Annotated in this window: 18 protein-coding genes; 7 read left to right on the top strand and 11 right to left on the bottom strand. The window is 43.3% G+C overall.

What is annotated here, in order from left to right:
* Nucleotides 1-4 precede the first annotated feature (4 nt).
* Genes MHH79_RS06290 through MHH79_RS06275 form a run of 4 tightly spaced genes read right to left on the bottom strand, consistent with a single transcriptional unit; the run spans nt 5 to nt 2,770 of the window.
* A complete protein-coding gene (locus tag MHH79_RS06290; protein ID WP_063335045.1) occupies nt 5-904 on the bottom strand; it encodes an RluA family pseudouridine synthase in 900 nt (299 codons plus the stop codon).
* Nucleotides 905-918: 14 nt separating this feature from the next.
* Entirely contained in the window at nt 919-1,719 is an 801-nt protein-coding gene (locus tag MHH79_RS06285; RefSeq protein ID WP_003232918.1) for an NAD kinase, read from the bottom strand.
* Nucleotides 1,720-1,737: 18 nt separating this feature from the next.
* The gene (gene yjbM, locus MHH79_RS06280; protein ID WP_003245294.1) at nt 1,738-2,373 is read right to left on the bottom strand and encodes a GTP diphosphokinase; all 636 of its coding nucleotides are present in this window, start codon (nt 2,371-2,373) and stop codon (nt 1,738-1,740) included.
* Between the two features lie 28 nt (nt 2,374-2,401).
* Nucleotides 2,402-2,770: a hypothetical protein gene (locus MHH79_RS06275; protein ID WP_003232922.1), complete on the bottom strand. Its 369-nt coding sequence runs from the start codon at nt 2,768-2,770 to the stop codon at nt 2,402-2,404.
* 124 nt (nt 2,771-2,894) lie between these two features.
* On the opposite strand from MHH79_RS06275, the gene MHH79_RS06270 reads away from it, so the two are divergent.
* The 5 genes from MHH79_RS06270 to MHH79_RS06250 all read left to right on the top strand — a co-directional run bounded on the left by MHH79_RS06270 (nt 2,895) and on the right by MHH79_RS06250 (nt 6,247).
* The gene (locus MHH79_RS06270; protein WP_015252351.1) at nt 2,895-3,467 is read left to right on the top strand and encodes a CYTH domain-containing protein; all 573 of its coding nucleotides are present in this window, start codon (nt 2,895-2,897) and stop codon (nt 3,465-3,467) included.
* Nucleotides 3,468-3,481: 14 nt separating this feature from the next.
* Entirely contained in the window at nt 3,482-4,216 is a 735-nt protein-coding gene (gene cwlQ / locus MHH79_RS06265) for a bifunctional muramidase/murein lytic transglycosylase (RefSeq protein ID WP_041340378.1), read from the top strand.
* A 254-nt stretch (nt 4,217-4,470) separates the two neighbouring features.
* Nucleotides 4,471-4,869, top strand: coding sequence for a group 2 truncated hemoglobin YjbI (locus MHH79_RS06260; RefSeq protein ID WP_003232928.1), 399 nt, complete (start codon nt 4,471-4,473; stop codon nt 4,867-4,869).
* Nucleotides 4,866-5,765, top strand: a complete 900-nt coding sequence (gene spxH / locus MHH79_RS06255) for a protease adaptor protein SpxH (protein WP_003245184.1) — start codon at nt 4,866-4,868, stop codon at nt 5,763-5,765. Before MHH79_RS06260 ends, spxH begins: the two co-directional genes overlap by 4 nt.
* Nucleotides 5,766-6,079: 314 nt before the next feature.
* A complete protein-coding gene (locus MHH79_RS06250) occupies nt 6,080-6,247 on the top strand; it encodes a hypothetical protein (protein WP_003244944.1) in 168 nt (55 codons plus the stop codon).
* 37 nt (nt 6,248-6,284) lie between these two features.
* Here the strand turns inward: MHH79_RS06250 and pepF are convergent, their stop codons facing one another.
* Together pepF and coiA are read right to left on the bottom strand one after the other, a co-directional pair.
* Nucleotides 6,285-8,114, bottom strand: coding sequence for an oligoendopeptidase F (pepF, locus tag MHH79_RS06245; protein ID WP_003245178.1), 1,830 nt, complete (start codon nt 8,112-8,114; stop codon nt 6,285-6,287).
* A 229-nt stretch (nt 8,115-8,343) separates the two neighbouring features.
* Nucleotides 8,344-9,495, bottom strand: a complete 1,152-nt coding sequence (gene coiA, locus MHH79_RS06240) for a competence protein CoiA (RefSeq protein ID WP_063335042.1) — start codon at nt 9,493-9,495, stop codon at nt 8,344-8,346.
* Nucleotides 9,496-9,538: 43 nt separating this feature from the next.
* Here coiA and MHH79_RS06235 point away from each other — a divergent pair, with 43 nt between their 5' ends.
* Nucleotides 9,539-9,661, top strand: coding sequence for a hypothetical protein (locus MHH79_RS06235; protein WP_021479547.1), 123 nt, complete (start codon nt 9,539-9,541; stop codon nt 9,659-9,661).
* Here the strand turns inward: MHH79_RS06235 and mecA are convergent.
* Both mecA and MHH79_RS06225 read right to left on the bottom strand, forming a co-directional pair.
* Entirely contained in the window at nt 9,656-10,312 is a 657-nt protein-coding gene (gene mecA, locus MHH79_RS06230) for an adaptor protein MecA (RefSeq protein WP_003232942.1), read from the bottom strand. The two genes, MHH79_RS06235 and mecA, sit on opposite strands and share 6 nt — an antisense overlap.
* Nucleotides 10,279-10,419: a hypothetical protein gene (locus tag MHH79_RS06225; protein ID WP_119122854.1), complete on the bottom strand. Its 141-nt coding sequence runs from the start codon at nt 10,417-10,419 to the stop codon at nt 10,279-10,281. The genes mecA and MHH79_RS06225 overlap by 34 nt, the downstream gene beginning before the upstream one ends.
* Nucleotides 10,420-10,588: 169 nt before the next feature.
* On the opposite strand from MHH79_RS06225, the gene MHH79_RS06220 reads away from it, so the two are divergent.
* The gene (locus tag MHH79_RS06220; protein ID WP_003232944.1) at nt 10,589-11,245 is read left to right on the top strand and encodes a TerC family protein; all 657 of its coding nucleotides are present in this window, start codon (nt 10,589-10,591) and stop codon (nt 11,243-11,245) included.
* A 42-nt stretch (nt 11,246-11,287) separates the two neighbouring features.
* Here MHH79_RS06220 and spx read toward each other — a convergent pair whose 3' ends face one another.
* The 3 genes from spx to MHH79_RS06205 form a co-directional block, all read right to left on the bottom strand.
* On the bottom strand, nt 11,288-11,683 hold the full coding sequence (spx, locus tag MHH79_RS06215) for a transcriptional regulator Spx (RefSeq protein WP_014476435.1): 396 nt from the start codon (nt 11,681-11,683) through the stop codon (nt 11,288-11,290).
* A gap of 180 nt (nt 11,684-11,863) precedes the next feature.
* The gene (locus MHH79_RS06210; RefSeq protein WP_003224597.1) at nt 11,864-12,442 is read right to left on the bottom strand and encodes a GNAT family N-acetyltransferase; all 579 of its coding nucleotides are present in this window, start codon (nt 12,440-12,442) and stop codon (nt 11,864-11,866) included.
* Nucleotides 12,443-12,604: 162 nt separating this feature from the next.
* On the bottom strand, nt 12,605-13,822 hold the full coding sequence (locus MHH79_RS06205; RefSeq protein ID WP_080467291.1) for an MFS transporter: 1,218 nt from the start codon (nt 13,820-13,822) through the stop codon (nt 12,605-12,607).
* Between the last annotated feature and the right edge of the window lie 101 nt (nt 13,823-13,923).

Genomic DNA, 13,923 nt, shown 5'->3' with positions numbered 1-13,923 from the left:
AGAATCAATGATTCTCTCCTTTTATCAGTTTTCTCATGTCCTGAGGCAGTGGAGCATGAAACGTCATGTTCTTCTGTGTCAGCGGATGGATAAACGAAAGATGCTCGCTGTGCAGAGCCTGCCGGCCAATGTTTCGTCTCGTTCCACCGTACAGTGTATCGCCGCACAACGGGTGCCCGAGATAGCTCATATGAACACGAATTTGATGGGTTCGTCCAGTCTCAAGCTGCAATGCCACCGAGGTCATGTCGTCATTTGCACATGTGACGTAAAAATGAGTAACAGCCTTCTGGCCGTCCGGTGTTACCGTCCGTTCAATGATACTGTCAGGATGTCTGCCAATCGGAGCATCGACTGTTCCCTCCATCTGTGCCATCCGCCCGTGAACCACTGCCGCATACCGGCGTTTCACAAGGCCGTTTTTTTGCGCAGACGATAAAATGGAGTGGGCAAATCGATGCTTGGCAACAAGCATGACACCAGATGTATCCCGGTCTAGCCGGGTGACAAGATGTACTGTCGCCCTCACTCCGGTTGTTTGATAATGATCAATAATTCCATTGGCAATGCTGCCGGAGGGGTGCTCTCTCGAAGGGATTGATGACACATACGGCTGCTTGTTTATCACAAGCACATGTTCATCCTCATAAAGGATATCGAGTGGAACAGGCTCTGCCAGCAGCGTCTCGCTCACCTGTTCCTCAGGAAACTTCACGATAAGAAGATCTCCCTCTTTCAAAACGTATTTGACCGTCACATGCTCACCGTTAATCTGCAGGTCTCCCCCGCCAAACTTAATATCGGTCAGCAGACGTTTCGAAATTCCCAGTTCACCGGCATATTCTTTTACAGTCATCCCGTCCTCAGCGGAAGTAATGTTCTTTCTGATAAAAAAATGCTCCACGATATGTCCTCTTTCTATTCACCTTTTCCAATAAACGAATCCTGGACTCTTTTCCAAAATGGAAACGGACGGAATCTCGCAAACCGCACTTTTTCGGATGCAACCTGGCAGCGGATCGACTTTACATCTTTATGGAGAAGGGTTAAATGGTCAATCGTCACTTGAAAGTCAACTTCGTTTCTCGGCTTAATCATGCAATCATGATGGGATGGGAGAAGCAGAGGTGACCCGACCGTACGGAACACGCGGTTATTAATTGAAGCCATTTCCGCAAGCTGGATCGCCCTGATAGAGGGATGGATAATCGCTCCGCCCAGCGCCTTATTGTAGGCTGTGCTGCCTGATGGAGTTGACAGGCAGAGGCCGTCGCCCCGGAAGGTTTCAAAGAGCTGCCCTTTGATTTCCACATCTGCAACAAGGCTTCCTTCGATGCTTTTAATCGTACATTCATTCAAAGCTAAGTATCTTTCTTCCCGCTCGTTTTCGTGATAGGTCACAATGACTTCGAGAAGCGGATATTCGACTGTATGATACGGCGTTTTCGCGATGGCAAGAACAAGTTTTTCAATTTCATGAGGAACCCAGTCGGCATAAAAACCCAGATGACCTGTGTGAACGCCGACAAATGCTGTTTTGTCCAAGCGGTCGCTGTATCTGTGAAAAGCATACAAAAGCGTTCCGTCGCCTCCGACTGAAATAACGATTTCCGGTTCATTTTCATCCAGTTCCATATCAAAATCCAATAAATACGCCTGTATTTTGCTTTTCAGCGTATCAGAAACTTGATCTCCTTTTGATGATACGGCAAATTTCATGCTCTTCTTCCCCTTTACCTATTGTTGCTCGCTTCCTTTTTTCTTTCTTGAAAAGGCAGCTTGAGCTTCCTGTACTTCACCCCTGATCTCCGACATCTCTTCATCAAGCCGGGAAGCCGCTTCAGAGGCGCGCTGAAGCCTTAGTTTTACTTTTTCAGGAATGTTTCCGCTGTATTTATAATTCAATGAATGCTCAATGGTCGCCCAAAAATTCATCGCCAGTGTACGGATCTGTATTTCCACGAGAACATGCTTTTCTCCGGATACCGTCTGCAAAGGGTACAGCACAACAAGATGGTATGACCGGTATCCGCTCTCTTTATGTTCCGCAATATAATCTCTCTGATCCACGACGGTGAAATCTTTTCTGGCAAAAAGCATCTCTTTTACGATTTGGATGTCATCGACAAATTGGCACATGATTCTAAGGCCAGCAATGTCCTGCATGGTTTCAATTTCATGCAGCGGTATGCTTTTCCGTCTCGCTTTTTCAAGTATGCTCGCCACAGGCTTGACGCGTCCGGTCACAAATTCGATCGGTGAATGGTCGTCCTCGTATTCATATAGTGTGCGGATCCCCTTGAGCTTCACTTTCAACTCTTCGACAGCCTGGCGGTACGGCACTAAAAAACGCTCCCATTGTTTGTCATCCATCATACATCCCCCAATTCCGAACCAGTTTCTATAAAAACACGCGTTTCACTTTTTCTTCCATTTCTTCTCCGTAGTTTGCATTATCCTTTATATTTTCTAAAAGATATTCCAGCTCCTCATGCAGGCCTGCCAGTTCAATTGTTTGGTCTCCTGCCTCTAAAACAACCGGTATTTTTTGTGCATGAGCCTGCTTCAGTTCCGGCCATACATGTTCCTTTATAATGACATATTCAAAAGAATCAGCTAATTCAAGTATGTATACAAAAGCAAAGTGGTCAGAATCAACAAGCATTTGACCTGACGGCTTGCGTTCCGCTTCGTTTCCTTCTGTCTGACAGGCAAGGCGAAGCTGATCATCCGATAATGTTGCATTCAAAATTTCGATTCTGTTTTGCATAATGCTCTCCTTTTTTAAACAAAGTACAGATTCATTTTATCATATCGAGCTCGATATTGATAAACCTAACATCTAAAGAGATAATAGTAAAAATAAGATTTACAGGGCGGAAAGGAAGAGCATCATGAGCCAAGAAATTGAAATCGAATTTAAAAATATGCTAACCAAACAAGAATTCAAGAACATAGCAGCGGCACTCCAGCTGACAGAAAAAGATTTTACAGATCAAAAGAATCATTATTTTGATACAGACAGCTTCGCGCTGAAACAAAAACATGCTGCGCTTCGTATCCGCAGAAAAAACGGAAAGTATGTTCTTACATTAAAGGAGCCGGCCGATGTGGGGCTTCTGGAAACGCACCAGCAGCTTTCAGAGGTATCAGATCTCGCTGGATTTTCAGTTCCCGAGGGCCCCGTGAAGGACCAGTTGCACAAGCTTCAGATCGATACGGATGCCATTCAATACTTTGGATCTTTAGCAACAAACCGTGCGGAAAAAGAAACAGAAAAAGGCTTAATAGTTTTAGACCACAGCCGATATTTAAATAAAGAGGACTATGAAATTGAATTTGAGGCGGCGGATTGGCATGAGGGCAGACAAGCCTTCGAGAAGCTGCTTCAGCAATTCAGCATTCCTCAGCGCGAAACCAAAAATAAAATTCTGCGTTTTTATGAAGAAAAACGAAAGTCTATATAAGGTGGAATGACATCGTGAATGTAACGAATTGGGCAGCTTTACTTCAGCTTCAGGCACTACAGTCCATATCTAATGCACGCAGCAGCTCGGACACTCAGAATACGGAAAGCCCGCTTTCAAGTTTTAGCTCTTTGCTCAGCCAATATACAAACGGTCTGGCATCTCAGCAATCAGCACCTTCTTCATCGCCAAGCCCGCTCAGCATGCTGAACAGCGCGAATACAACAGCGCCGTCACTGCTTTCAGCGTATGGGCTTAACTCATATACGAGCAGCAATTCAGGTTCAATCACAAAAGCGGCAGAAAGCACTGAAACAGCTGCTGCAGATTCAGCTTCAAACAAACATGAAGCAAATCAGATCAGTTCGGGAGACTTTTCTATTGACAGTGCGATTAAAAAAGCCGCTGATAAATATGGCGTTGATGAAAAACTGATCCGTGCCGTCATCAAACAGGAATCAGGCTTTAATGCAAAAGCGGTCAGCGGAGCAGGCGCGATGGGCCTCATGCAGCTGATGCCGTCAACAGCAAGCTCACTTGGCGTTTCCAATCCGCTTGATCCACAGCAAAATGTGGAGGGCGGAACGAAATATTTAAAACAAATGCTGGATAAATACGACGGCAATGTGTCTATGGCATTAGCGGCTTACAACGCCGGACCGGGAAATGTTGACCGATACGGAGGCATTCCTCCTTTCCAAGAAACGCAAAACTATGTAAAAAAAATAACTTCAGCTTATTACGCGTAACCAGAGGGGCTCTTTCCCTCTGGTTTTTTTGCGAAGTGAAATCTTACGCATTCCTGATTTTTATGTGATATGATATGAAATACAAACCCCGGCTGTCAGCCGAAATGAGTCATCATACGCAAAAAAGGCAGTTTGTTTGTAGAAATGATGCCTTGTTGCTAAAATAAACCTAGATGAAACAATGAAATACAGAAAATTACTTTTTGCAATAGGATTTATGATTCCTATTAGCCATATTTAAAGGAGTAGTCAACATGGGACAATCGTTTAACGCACCTTATGAAGCGATTGGAGAGGAACTTCTATCGCAACTTGTTGATACTTTTTATGAGCGTGTCGCGTCTCATCCTTTGCTGAAGCCGATTTTTCCAAGCGATTTGACAGAAACCGCCAGGAAACAGAAGCAATTCTTAACTCAGTATTTAGGCGGGCCTCCTCTTTATACTGAGGAGCACGGCCATCCTATGCTCAGAGCAAGGCATCTTCCCTTTCCAATTACAAACGAGAGAGCTGATGCGTGGCTCAGCTGTATGAAGGACGCAATGGACCATGTAGGGCTGGAGGGCGAAATTCGTGAGTTTTTGTTTGGCCGGCTGGAGTTGACAGCAAGGCATATGGTGAATCAAACGGAAGCGGAGGATCGATCATCTTGACAAACTATCAGCATGAGCTATACTTCGCCCATTGCCACGGTCATCCAAAAAAACCGCTTGAAATTTATATGTTTGTAGACCCTTTATGTCCTGAATGCTGGTCCTTAGAGCCCGTCATCAAAAAGCTGAAAATCAGATACGGACGTTTTTTCACCTTACGCATTATCGCTTCCGCAAGCCTTACCGCTTTAAATAAAAAGCGAAAAAAGCATCTTCTCGCAGAAGCATGGGAAAAGATCGCGAGCCGCTCTGGCATGTCATGTGACGGCAATGTCTGGTTCGAACAGGATCAGCCGCTTTCATCGCCTTATATGGCTGCTCTCGCTTTTAAAGCAGCCGAATTGCAAGGACGAAAAGCCGGCATGCAATTTCTCAGAAATATGCAGGAGAGCCTATTTGTTTCAAAGAAAAATATTACGGATGAAAACGTGCTTTTGGAGATTGCTGAAAATACAAGTCTCGATCTTGAAGAATTCAAAAAAGATCTGCATTCTCAAAGCGCGGTCAAGGCGCTTCAATGTGACATGAAAATTGCTGCTGAGATGGATGTTTCTGTTAATCCGACACTGACGTTTTTTAATACGCAGCATGAGGATGAAGGGCTTAAAGTTCCTGGCAGCTACTCATATGATGTATATGAAGAAATTTTATTTGAGATGCTTGGCGACGAGCCGAAGCCGTCGGAAACACCGCCTTTAGAATGTTTTATTGAATATTTCCGCTTCGTTGCCTCGAAGGAAATTGCTCTTGTATATGACCTGAGCCTTGAAGAGGTAGAAAAAGAAATGAAAAAACTGGCGTTTGCTAAAAAGGTTGCCAAAGTGGAAGCCAAACACGGAATGTTTTGGAAGTCTCTCAGCACTTATTCTGATGAATATCAATCATGTGAAAAATAGCCGCAGGCGTGCATATGCTTGAGGCTGTTTTTTTACGCCATTAACCGAACGTACGTTCTGTTTTTAGCGCTAAAGAAACCGCGCCGGGATAAGCGCGGTTTCATATGTCTTAACGACAACAAAGGGGATGGGAGAAATTTTTCACGGTCAAACAAAGGGGTAATGTTTGTTTGTGATCAATTTCACATCCTTATGATAACAAAAGATGTCGACTTTTGACAACCTCTATGCTTAATGTTCATATTTTTGTCACAAAACATAACGAAGTGCATTCACTCATATCCTTATAAGGAAAAAGGACGAGGAGGACCGCCATGATGTCTACTTTGATCTCAATTGTGTGCATTGCCGTTTTTTTCTGTCTGAATATCTTAGGCATGATGCATATGCTGCCGCTTTATATTACCTCTCCTCTGCTGTTTCTGTCTATTTTGTTTACCCTCTACCGCTTGAATCACCGGAAAACCTTTAAAGGGTTTTAAAAAAGCCTGTGCGTCATTTCCGCACAGGCTTACTTTTTTAAGACTGCTTGACTTTCATCAGCAGCTCTTCCATTTCATCAAGTTTTTCTTCAAACATTTTGCACGCGGCTTCGATTGGCTCTGGAGACGTCATATCCACGCCCGCTTTTTTCAGGACATCAATCGGGTATTGTGAGCTTCCCGCTTTCAGGAAGTCAATATAACGGTCAACCGCCGGCTTTCCTTCCTTCAAAATCTGGCTGCTTAATGCTTGGGCAGCGCTGTACCCTGTCGCATACTGATACACATAGTAATTGTAATAGAAGTGCGGAATACGCGACCATTCAAGGCCGATTTCCTTATCAATCACCATGCCGTCTCCAAAATACTTTTTATTCAGGTCGTAATAGACATTTGTCAGAAGCTCAGGTGTAAGCGGCTCGCCTTCTTGCGCCTTTGTATGGATCAGATGTTCAAATTCAGCGAACATCGTTTGTCTGAAGACCGTTCCCCTGAAGCCCTCAAGCATATGGTTGAGAATATATAAGCGCTGTTTTTCATCCTCTAAATTGTTCAGCAAATATTCGCCAAGGAGCGCTTCATTTGTCGTAGAAGCAACTTCCGCGACAAAGATACTGTAATTGCCGTATGGATAAGGCTGGTGCTTTCTCGTATAGTAGCTGTGTACGGAATGTCCAAACTCGTGCACGAGCGTAAAGAGATTATTGACGTTATTATGCCAGTTCATCAAAATATACGGATTCGTGCCGTAAGCTCCTGATGAATAAGCCCCATTGCGTTTGCCTTTATTCTCGTAAACGTCCACCCAGCGGTTTTCCAGTCCTTCTTTTAGGATAGAGGCATATTCTTCCCCTAAAGGTGCGAGGCCTTTCAGCATGTAATCTTTGGCTTCCTCGTATGTCACCTTCATCCCCGCATCTTTCACAAGCGGTGTATACAGGTCATAGATATGCACTTCATCAAGCTCAAGCACTTTCTTTCTCAGCGCAATATAGCGGTGCAGGAGCGGCAAATGCTTATTAATCGTCTTAACAAGGTTATCGTATACTTCCTCAGGAATACTGTTGTTAGAAAGCGCAGCCTCACGCGCTGACTTGTACTTCTTCACTCTCGCGTAGAAGTTGTCCTTTTTCACAGTGCCGCTAAGCGTCGTGGCCATTGTGTTTTTATATTGTCCGTACGTTTTATACACTGCGTCAAACGCATTTTTGCGGACTTCACGGTTTTCACTTTCCAAGAAATTAATAAAGTTGCCGTGAGTGATCTGTTTTTCATTCCCATCTTCGTCTTTAATGGACGGAAACGTTATATCTGCGTTATTTAACACGCTGAATGTATTTGAAGATGACCCCAGTACCTCGGAGGCTTCAGCAAGCAGCGCCTCTTCCTTCTCGCTCAGCACATGCGGACGTTCCTTTGTAATCTCCTCAATCGCATGAGAGTACAGCTTCAATTCTTCTTTTTCAAGAATGAACTGCTGCAGTTTGTCTTCTTCTATGGATAAAATCTCCGGAACCAAATAAGCTGTCGCGCTTGCGGCCTGTGTATACAGGTTTCCCGCCTTGTCATTCAGCCCCTGGTAAAAGGAGTTCCCAGTATCCTGGTCAGAGCGCATATGCGCATATGTGTACAGCCTACCCAGCCGCTCCATCACTTTATCTTGATACGTAAGAGCCTCGTATAAATGATCAGCTGAATCTGCCAGCTTTCCTTTATACTTAGATAAATTCGGAATTAATTCTTTTACAGCTTGAAATTCTTTATTCCAGGCCTCATCACTAGGAAAAATATCCTCAAGTCTCCATGTGTCTTCTGCCTTTACCTCACTTCTGTCAGGCAGTTGGTTTGCTTTTTTTTCCTCAGCCATGGTGATCCCCCTCGTCTTCTTTGATTCAAGCCAATTGAAAAAACAGCTGTTTCTCAATAAACTTGTGTTGTGAATATCTTCCGGTTTTTCACTGCCTTTTGTCAAATCATATGCAGTAATGAAGAGAACGAATGCCAAAAAAGCAGTAAAAACACGAAAAACCTTTCCTTTTGTGCCTTTCACAGCCTGCCCACCACCTTTGTCTTAGGGTGAGCCAAATAAGACAAACTCATTCTATAAAACAGCTGCGGTCTCTTTCTATGAGATCCTGCATTGAGTGTATGCCACCTGCAGGCTGATTCAGCACATATACTTCTTTCTGAGTCTCCCTTAAAAATCCCTTCTTGCACAAAAAATCAATATACTGTTTAACCGCTTCTGAAAGACACTCTTCGCTGCATTCAAATCTGAGTGCAATGTTCTTATTATGAATGTGCAGTTTGCACTGCTGCAAAACGGCTGAAAAATGAATTGGCGCACGTTTACCTCCAAGATCCGTCATAAACAAATAAAGAAACCCCTGCCACACAAAAACCGGACTCTTAAAAACTGCCCCTTTTCTAACAGGAACAAACACTTCAGTCGGCAGAAAAGAAAAAGGTGTCTGCCGCTTCTCATAAAACAGCAGCCTAAGGCGATTTGTTTCCTTTGAGTTAAACCGATGGGGTTTATGGCGAAAACGGTGAATCGCTTTCGTCCAGCCTGAATATTGAATTGAGGGTTTCGGTTCAGTGAAAAAAAGATCGTCTACAACTGCCCGATGGATAGGGATCGTTTGGACTGAGGAATAAGAATGGTTTGTGTAGAATGGAATGATGTGGCTAAGCCGGAGAAAAGAACGCCTTTCAGGACAATAACATATCAGTTCCTTGTATGGACTTGCATTGATAAACTGCCAATGAAAAGCTGAAAGCTGATAAAAGGACGAAGCAGTCCGTTTTAAGCGGCTGTATCCCATAATCCACTGCGGGATGATTCCTTCTTGTTTGAAGCCCTCTGTCCGCTTCTGAAAGACATTTGGTGCGATAGTGGCGCATTGATATTCAACAGCAAGCATATGCTCCTTGATCCTTGCCATGATGTCCGGTCTTTGGTTGATTGTCCTTATATACGGCTCCAATATTGGTGAAGCCCGTTGTGTTTTCAGCCATACATACAGCTGTCTTTTTCCTTCTAAGTGGTAGGCGCTTTCCGGTTCGATGTCTATGGAGCAGGACTTGTTCTGTTTATGGGCAAAATGCGGCGCTTTTTGAAGGCCGAGCTTCACAGCTAGCTCTCCCCCGCATACCGGACAGAAGAACCGTCTCCGCTTTAATTTCTGGTTTTGCTGAGCGCCTAGAAGGTGAAACATTTGGCCGTCTTCAGTCACAGCACTAAACAATTGTCATCTCTCCTTTCCAGATGAAGTATACTTTCTGGAAAAGATGATCAACTCCTGTTCGCTGTATTTTCCGCTTGTCTATATGTTTTTGATTTTTCACATCTCTAAAATGGCATTTTCGTGCATAAAAAAAACCGATTTCCGGAAGGAAATCGGTTTGCTATGATGCAAAGTGTTTTTTTATCGTTTCTAGAGCATGCTCTGAAATAATCAGCTTGCCGTATTCTTCAAGACGGTGTATGCTGATTGAGGATTCATTTGCGTACTCCAGCAGGATGCTTAGCTGATTTTCAACCTCTTCATCAGTCATATTGCAAAAATCTACATATAAATAATATCGGTTCTCAAACGAATATAAAGTCGTTTTGCTTCCGTTAACGTTCAAATTAGATAGAGAAATAACATCCTCAAAATCGCCAAATCGCAAGACAAATTGAAGCTTTTGCTCCTTCTCTTCCTGATTGACGGCTTGCTCTTCTTTCTGGAAATCATCCAGCAAGGCGTCAAGATCCTCAGATGCTGGTTCTTGCTTTTTATCCTCAGGAATCGGCAGTTCGAGCTTTTGTCCGTCTTTGGAAAGCTGGGCTTTTGTGACGATGATTTCTAATCCTTTGTCCAGTGCCTGAACTTGAATCCAAAGTGGGCCTTCCACAGCGAATTCCTCTTCTTCATGAACTTCATCCATGACTTCCCAGAAAAGTTCTTCACTGCGCTCACGGTTATACCAAATTTCTTCTCTGTCAAAACCGCGATCTTCAATATCTCCGTAAGACATATAAAATTTTACTGTATGCTCGTTAATTCTTTCAATTTCCATTTGCCAACCTTCCCTTCTATATAAGATGTTGAAGGGACATCTAAGCTCCCGATTAATTGTACTTTACTACACTTTACCCATTCCGTCCACATCTTAACCTTAACCAAGGCCAGTGTGAATTCCTTTGTATTTCTATTTTATGATAAAACAGTCACAAAAGAAATAAAAATGCACCTTTGCCTAAAAAACGGCAGATCAGGCGGCTGATATCATAAAATATGACCTGTCTCATATAGTAGTAGTACAAGCGAAGGACTGAAAGCGAGGTGCCGCTTCATGGAGCATGACTATCTGATTTCTCTGCTTGTCATTGTTGGGATTGACCTGATCCTTGGCGGAGATAACGCGGTTGTTATTGCCATGGCCAGCAGACATTTGCCGGACAAGCAAAGACAGCAAGCCATTATTCTCGGAACATTTATTGCCGTTGCCATGAGAATCGGATTAACAAGTGCAGCAGTATATCTTTTGAACATTCCGTTCTTGCAGTGCGCCGGCGGAATTTTCCTGCTGTATTTAGGATATCAGCTGCTGATTGAAAAAAAAGACACGAAACACATTAAAAGCAGCACCTCCCTGTGGAGAGCGATACGAACGATTGTGCTTGCAGATCTCTTTATGTCGCTGGACAACGTCATCGCAGTTGCGGGAGCATCACACGGTGAGTTTTCTCTCGTTGTTATAGGTTTGTGTGTATCGGTTCCGGTTATTATTTGGGGCAGCAAACTCATCCATATTGCACTAGAGAAAATACCGCTTCTGATTTACGCGGGAAGCGGGCTGCTTGCTTATACTGGCGGAGAAATGATTGTCAGAGACAAAAAGCTGTCGCTTTTTATGGCGCAGCACGGCACAGTCGAAACGCTCCTCCCCATTTTGACGGTTGCGTTTGTCATCCTTGCGAGCATTTATTACCAGCAGGTTGAAAAATAAAAGAAGGCTGATGACTCAGCCTTCTTTTGATGATACGATCTATTAGTTTGCCAAACGCTGTGCTTCTCTTAATTGGAAAGAGCGAACTTTTCTTGGCAGGAAACGTCTGATTTCGTCTTCGTTATATCCGACCTGCAAACGTTTTTCGTCAATGATGATCGGACGGCGAAGCAACCCTGGATGCTCGTTGATCAAGCGGTACAAATCTTGCAGCGGCATAGATTCAACGTTCACATTCAGTTTTTGGAATACTTTTGAACGGGTTGAGATGATTTCATCTGTTCCATCCTCAGTCATTCGAAGAATTTGTTTTATTTCATCAATTGATAAAGGTTCAGAGAAAATGTTTCTTTCTACAAATGGAATATCGTGCTCCTCGAGCCACGCTCTCGCCTTTCTGCATGAAGTACAGCTTGGTGATGTGTATAGTGTAACCATTCATCTTCACTCCTCTAATTAGTAGGATGAACATCTATTTTATTCTTAAATTGAAATTACTCTAAAAAAGGAATCTTTACAGGTATTATACTATAAAAAAGTAAGTGTGAACAGTATCCTAAGAAAAAAATGTGTCAATCCAGCAAATTTTTAATGTTCATGATATGTTCTAATTCTCAATTAGCTTAACTGATCGAAAATATTTTTTTGTTTTTCTTCATCAATGAGTTTCAGGACTTCATCCGTTTTTTCGTACGATTCCCCGTACCATTTCTCGTCTTTATAAGTATGAATGTTTTCATATGTCTGTTTCATGGCTTCAAGAATTTCTTCTTCTGATTCTGTTTTTGGTGACCAGTACAGAATCTCCATCTTGTTTACTTCATTCGTAGCCAATGACCGGCGCCGGTACCCAATTGACTGAGCATGCTTGAAATGCTCTCTTTGATAAAACCTCAGGCGTTTTTCTGTATCAGTATCATCTTCATCCACAGGTTCCACCTCGAGCAATATGGGCTTATTTTTCTTTTTCAGCTTCGCGATCAATTTGCCGCCAAGCCCCTGCCCTCTTGCATCCTTAGACACATACAGATAATCAACGAAGATAAAAGAATCGAATTCCGCAAACATTAAAATATGATGTTTGCCTTCATCTTTATGATAAATATCGCTTCGCTCTTTCAGAAGAGCTTCCATATGCGCTTTTGATTTCATTTCTTCAATTGGAAAGTACTCGCTAAGCTTTTCATACCAGTTCATTGATTTGCTCCTTATGAGTTCGTTGTCTTCATACTTTTAGATATACCCCATTTCTTCTTGTTTAAACAGCCTTACATCTATAAAGACGTGCGAACTTCCGCCATGGTTTCATTTTTTTTCAGCAAAACGGAGCCAGCTGCTCCGTTCATTTTGAAGTGTTTCTCATTGAACTCGATTTTCCCGCCTGTAATGAATCAGGCGGGGCTGCGCCAGTGCAATCAGAAATGTCATGATATATAATGCAGCAGCCGCGATAAAAGCTATTTTCGCACCAGCAGCATCAGCCACTAGCCCTATAATGGAGTAGGTGACGCCTGACCAAGGAGTCAAAATTGCATTTTTTGCAGCCATGATTCCGATTCGTTTCTGTTCGGGAATAACCTCCTGCAGCATGGTTTCCTGGCAAATATCACGCACCTGATAAAAAGGCCCCATTGCAGCACAAGCCAGAGCGCATAAAAATGGGACTGGAGAAAATGAAAACAAAAGGGTCAGCGCCGACATTACAAGCGAGCTGAACATAATGGCATAGCCCATATTCCGCTCAAAAAAAGAAGAAAAACGAATGGCAATCACACTGCCGACAATTGCGCCTATAAAATAGGAAGCGTTAAACATCCCCCACCACACCTCTGTTTCATGCAAAACAGCCGCAGTAAATGCGAGGAGAATAGCAGATGACCATACGGAACCCGCCAAAGCTTCTATCATGTCCATTATAGTAATGTCTCTTACAATAGGGATGATCATTAAATCCTTCCATATACTTCTGGCAGATGCTGTTTCAGCAGTTCCTACAGACTCTTCTTCATTTACATGCAGCACACTAATGGAAGCTCCCGATAGAACAAACAGGAAAATGGCAGCGCCGACAACGAGTTCAAAAGGGACGGCGTACGTCAGAAGGCCTCCAAGGCCCCAGCCTGCTGTTAAGAACAATTGATTCGAGAGGGAGATCACACCATTCGCTTTTACATATTGCTTCTTTGGAACAATAATCGGCAGCAGCGCAAATCTTGCTGGCTGAAAAAAAGCGCCCGCGAAGGAAAAACAAAACACAAACAGCAGCGTAATCCAAAAGAATGCCTGTCCGTGATGAGTGACGCTGTATGCCATCAGTATTGTAAAGACCGCTCTCAGCAGATTCGCCCCCACAAGCACCTTTTTAAAACCGAGAATGCGAAGCACCGGAGAGACGCAAAAGCTTGCTGCTATACTCGCAAACGACATGAACGATAAAATAAGACCCGCCAAAAAAACGGAGTCAGTCATTTGATAGACCCGGACCATTAAAACGATTGTGACGAGGACTCCTGCTAAAGATTGAAAAGATTGAGACAGCAATAGCGCAAAAACATTTTTGTTATGCAGAAATTGAATCGTATTTCGCCTCCGCTTTTTCCTCTAATTGTAAATGTTATCATTCTCACTTTCTATGAGGACGCAAAAAAATCCTTCAAGAGATTCTCTTGAAGGATTGA

Origin of the sequence: Bacillus sp. FSL K6-0993, from assembly GCF_037977205.1 — a bacterium.
GTDB classification, from domain to species: domain Bacteria; phylum Bacillota; class Bacilli; order Bacillales; family Bacillaceae; genus Bacillus; species Bacillus subtilis.
This window is presented reverse-complemented; position numbering and strand designations above follow the sequence as displayed.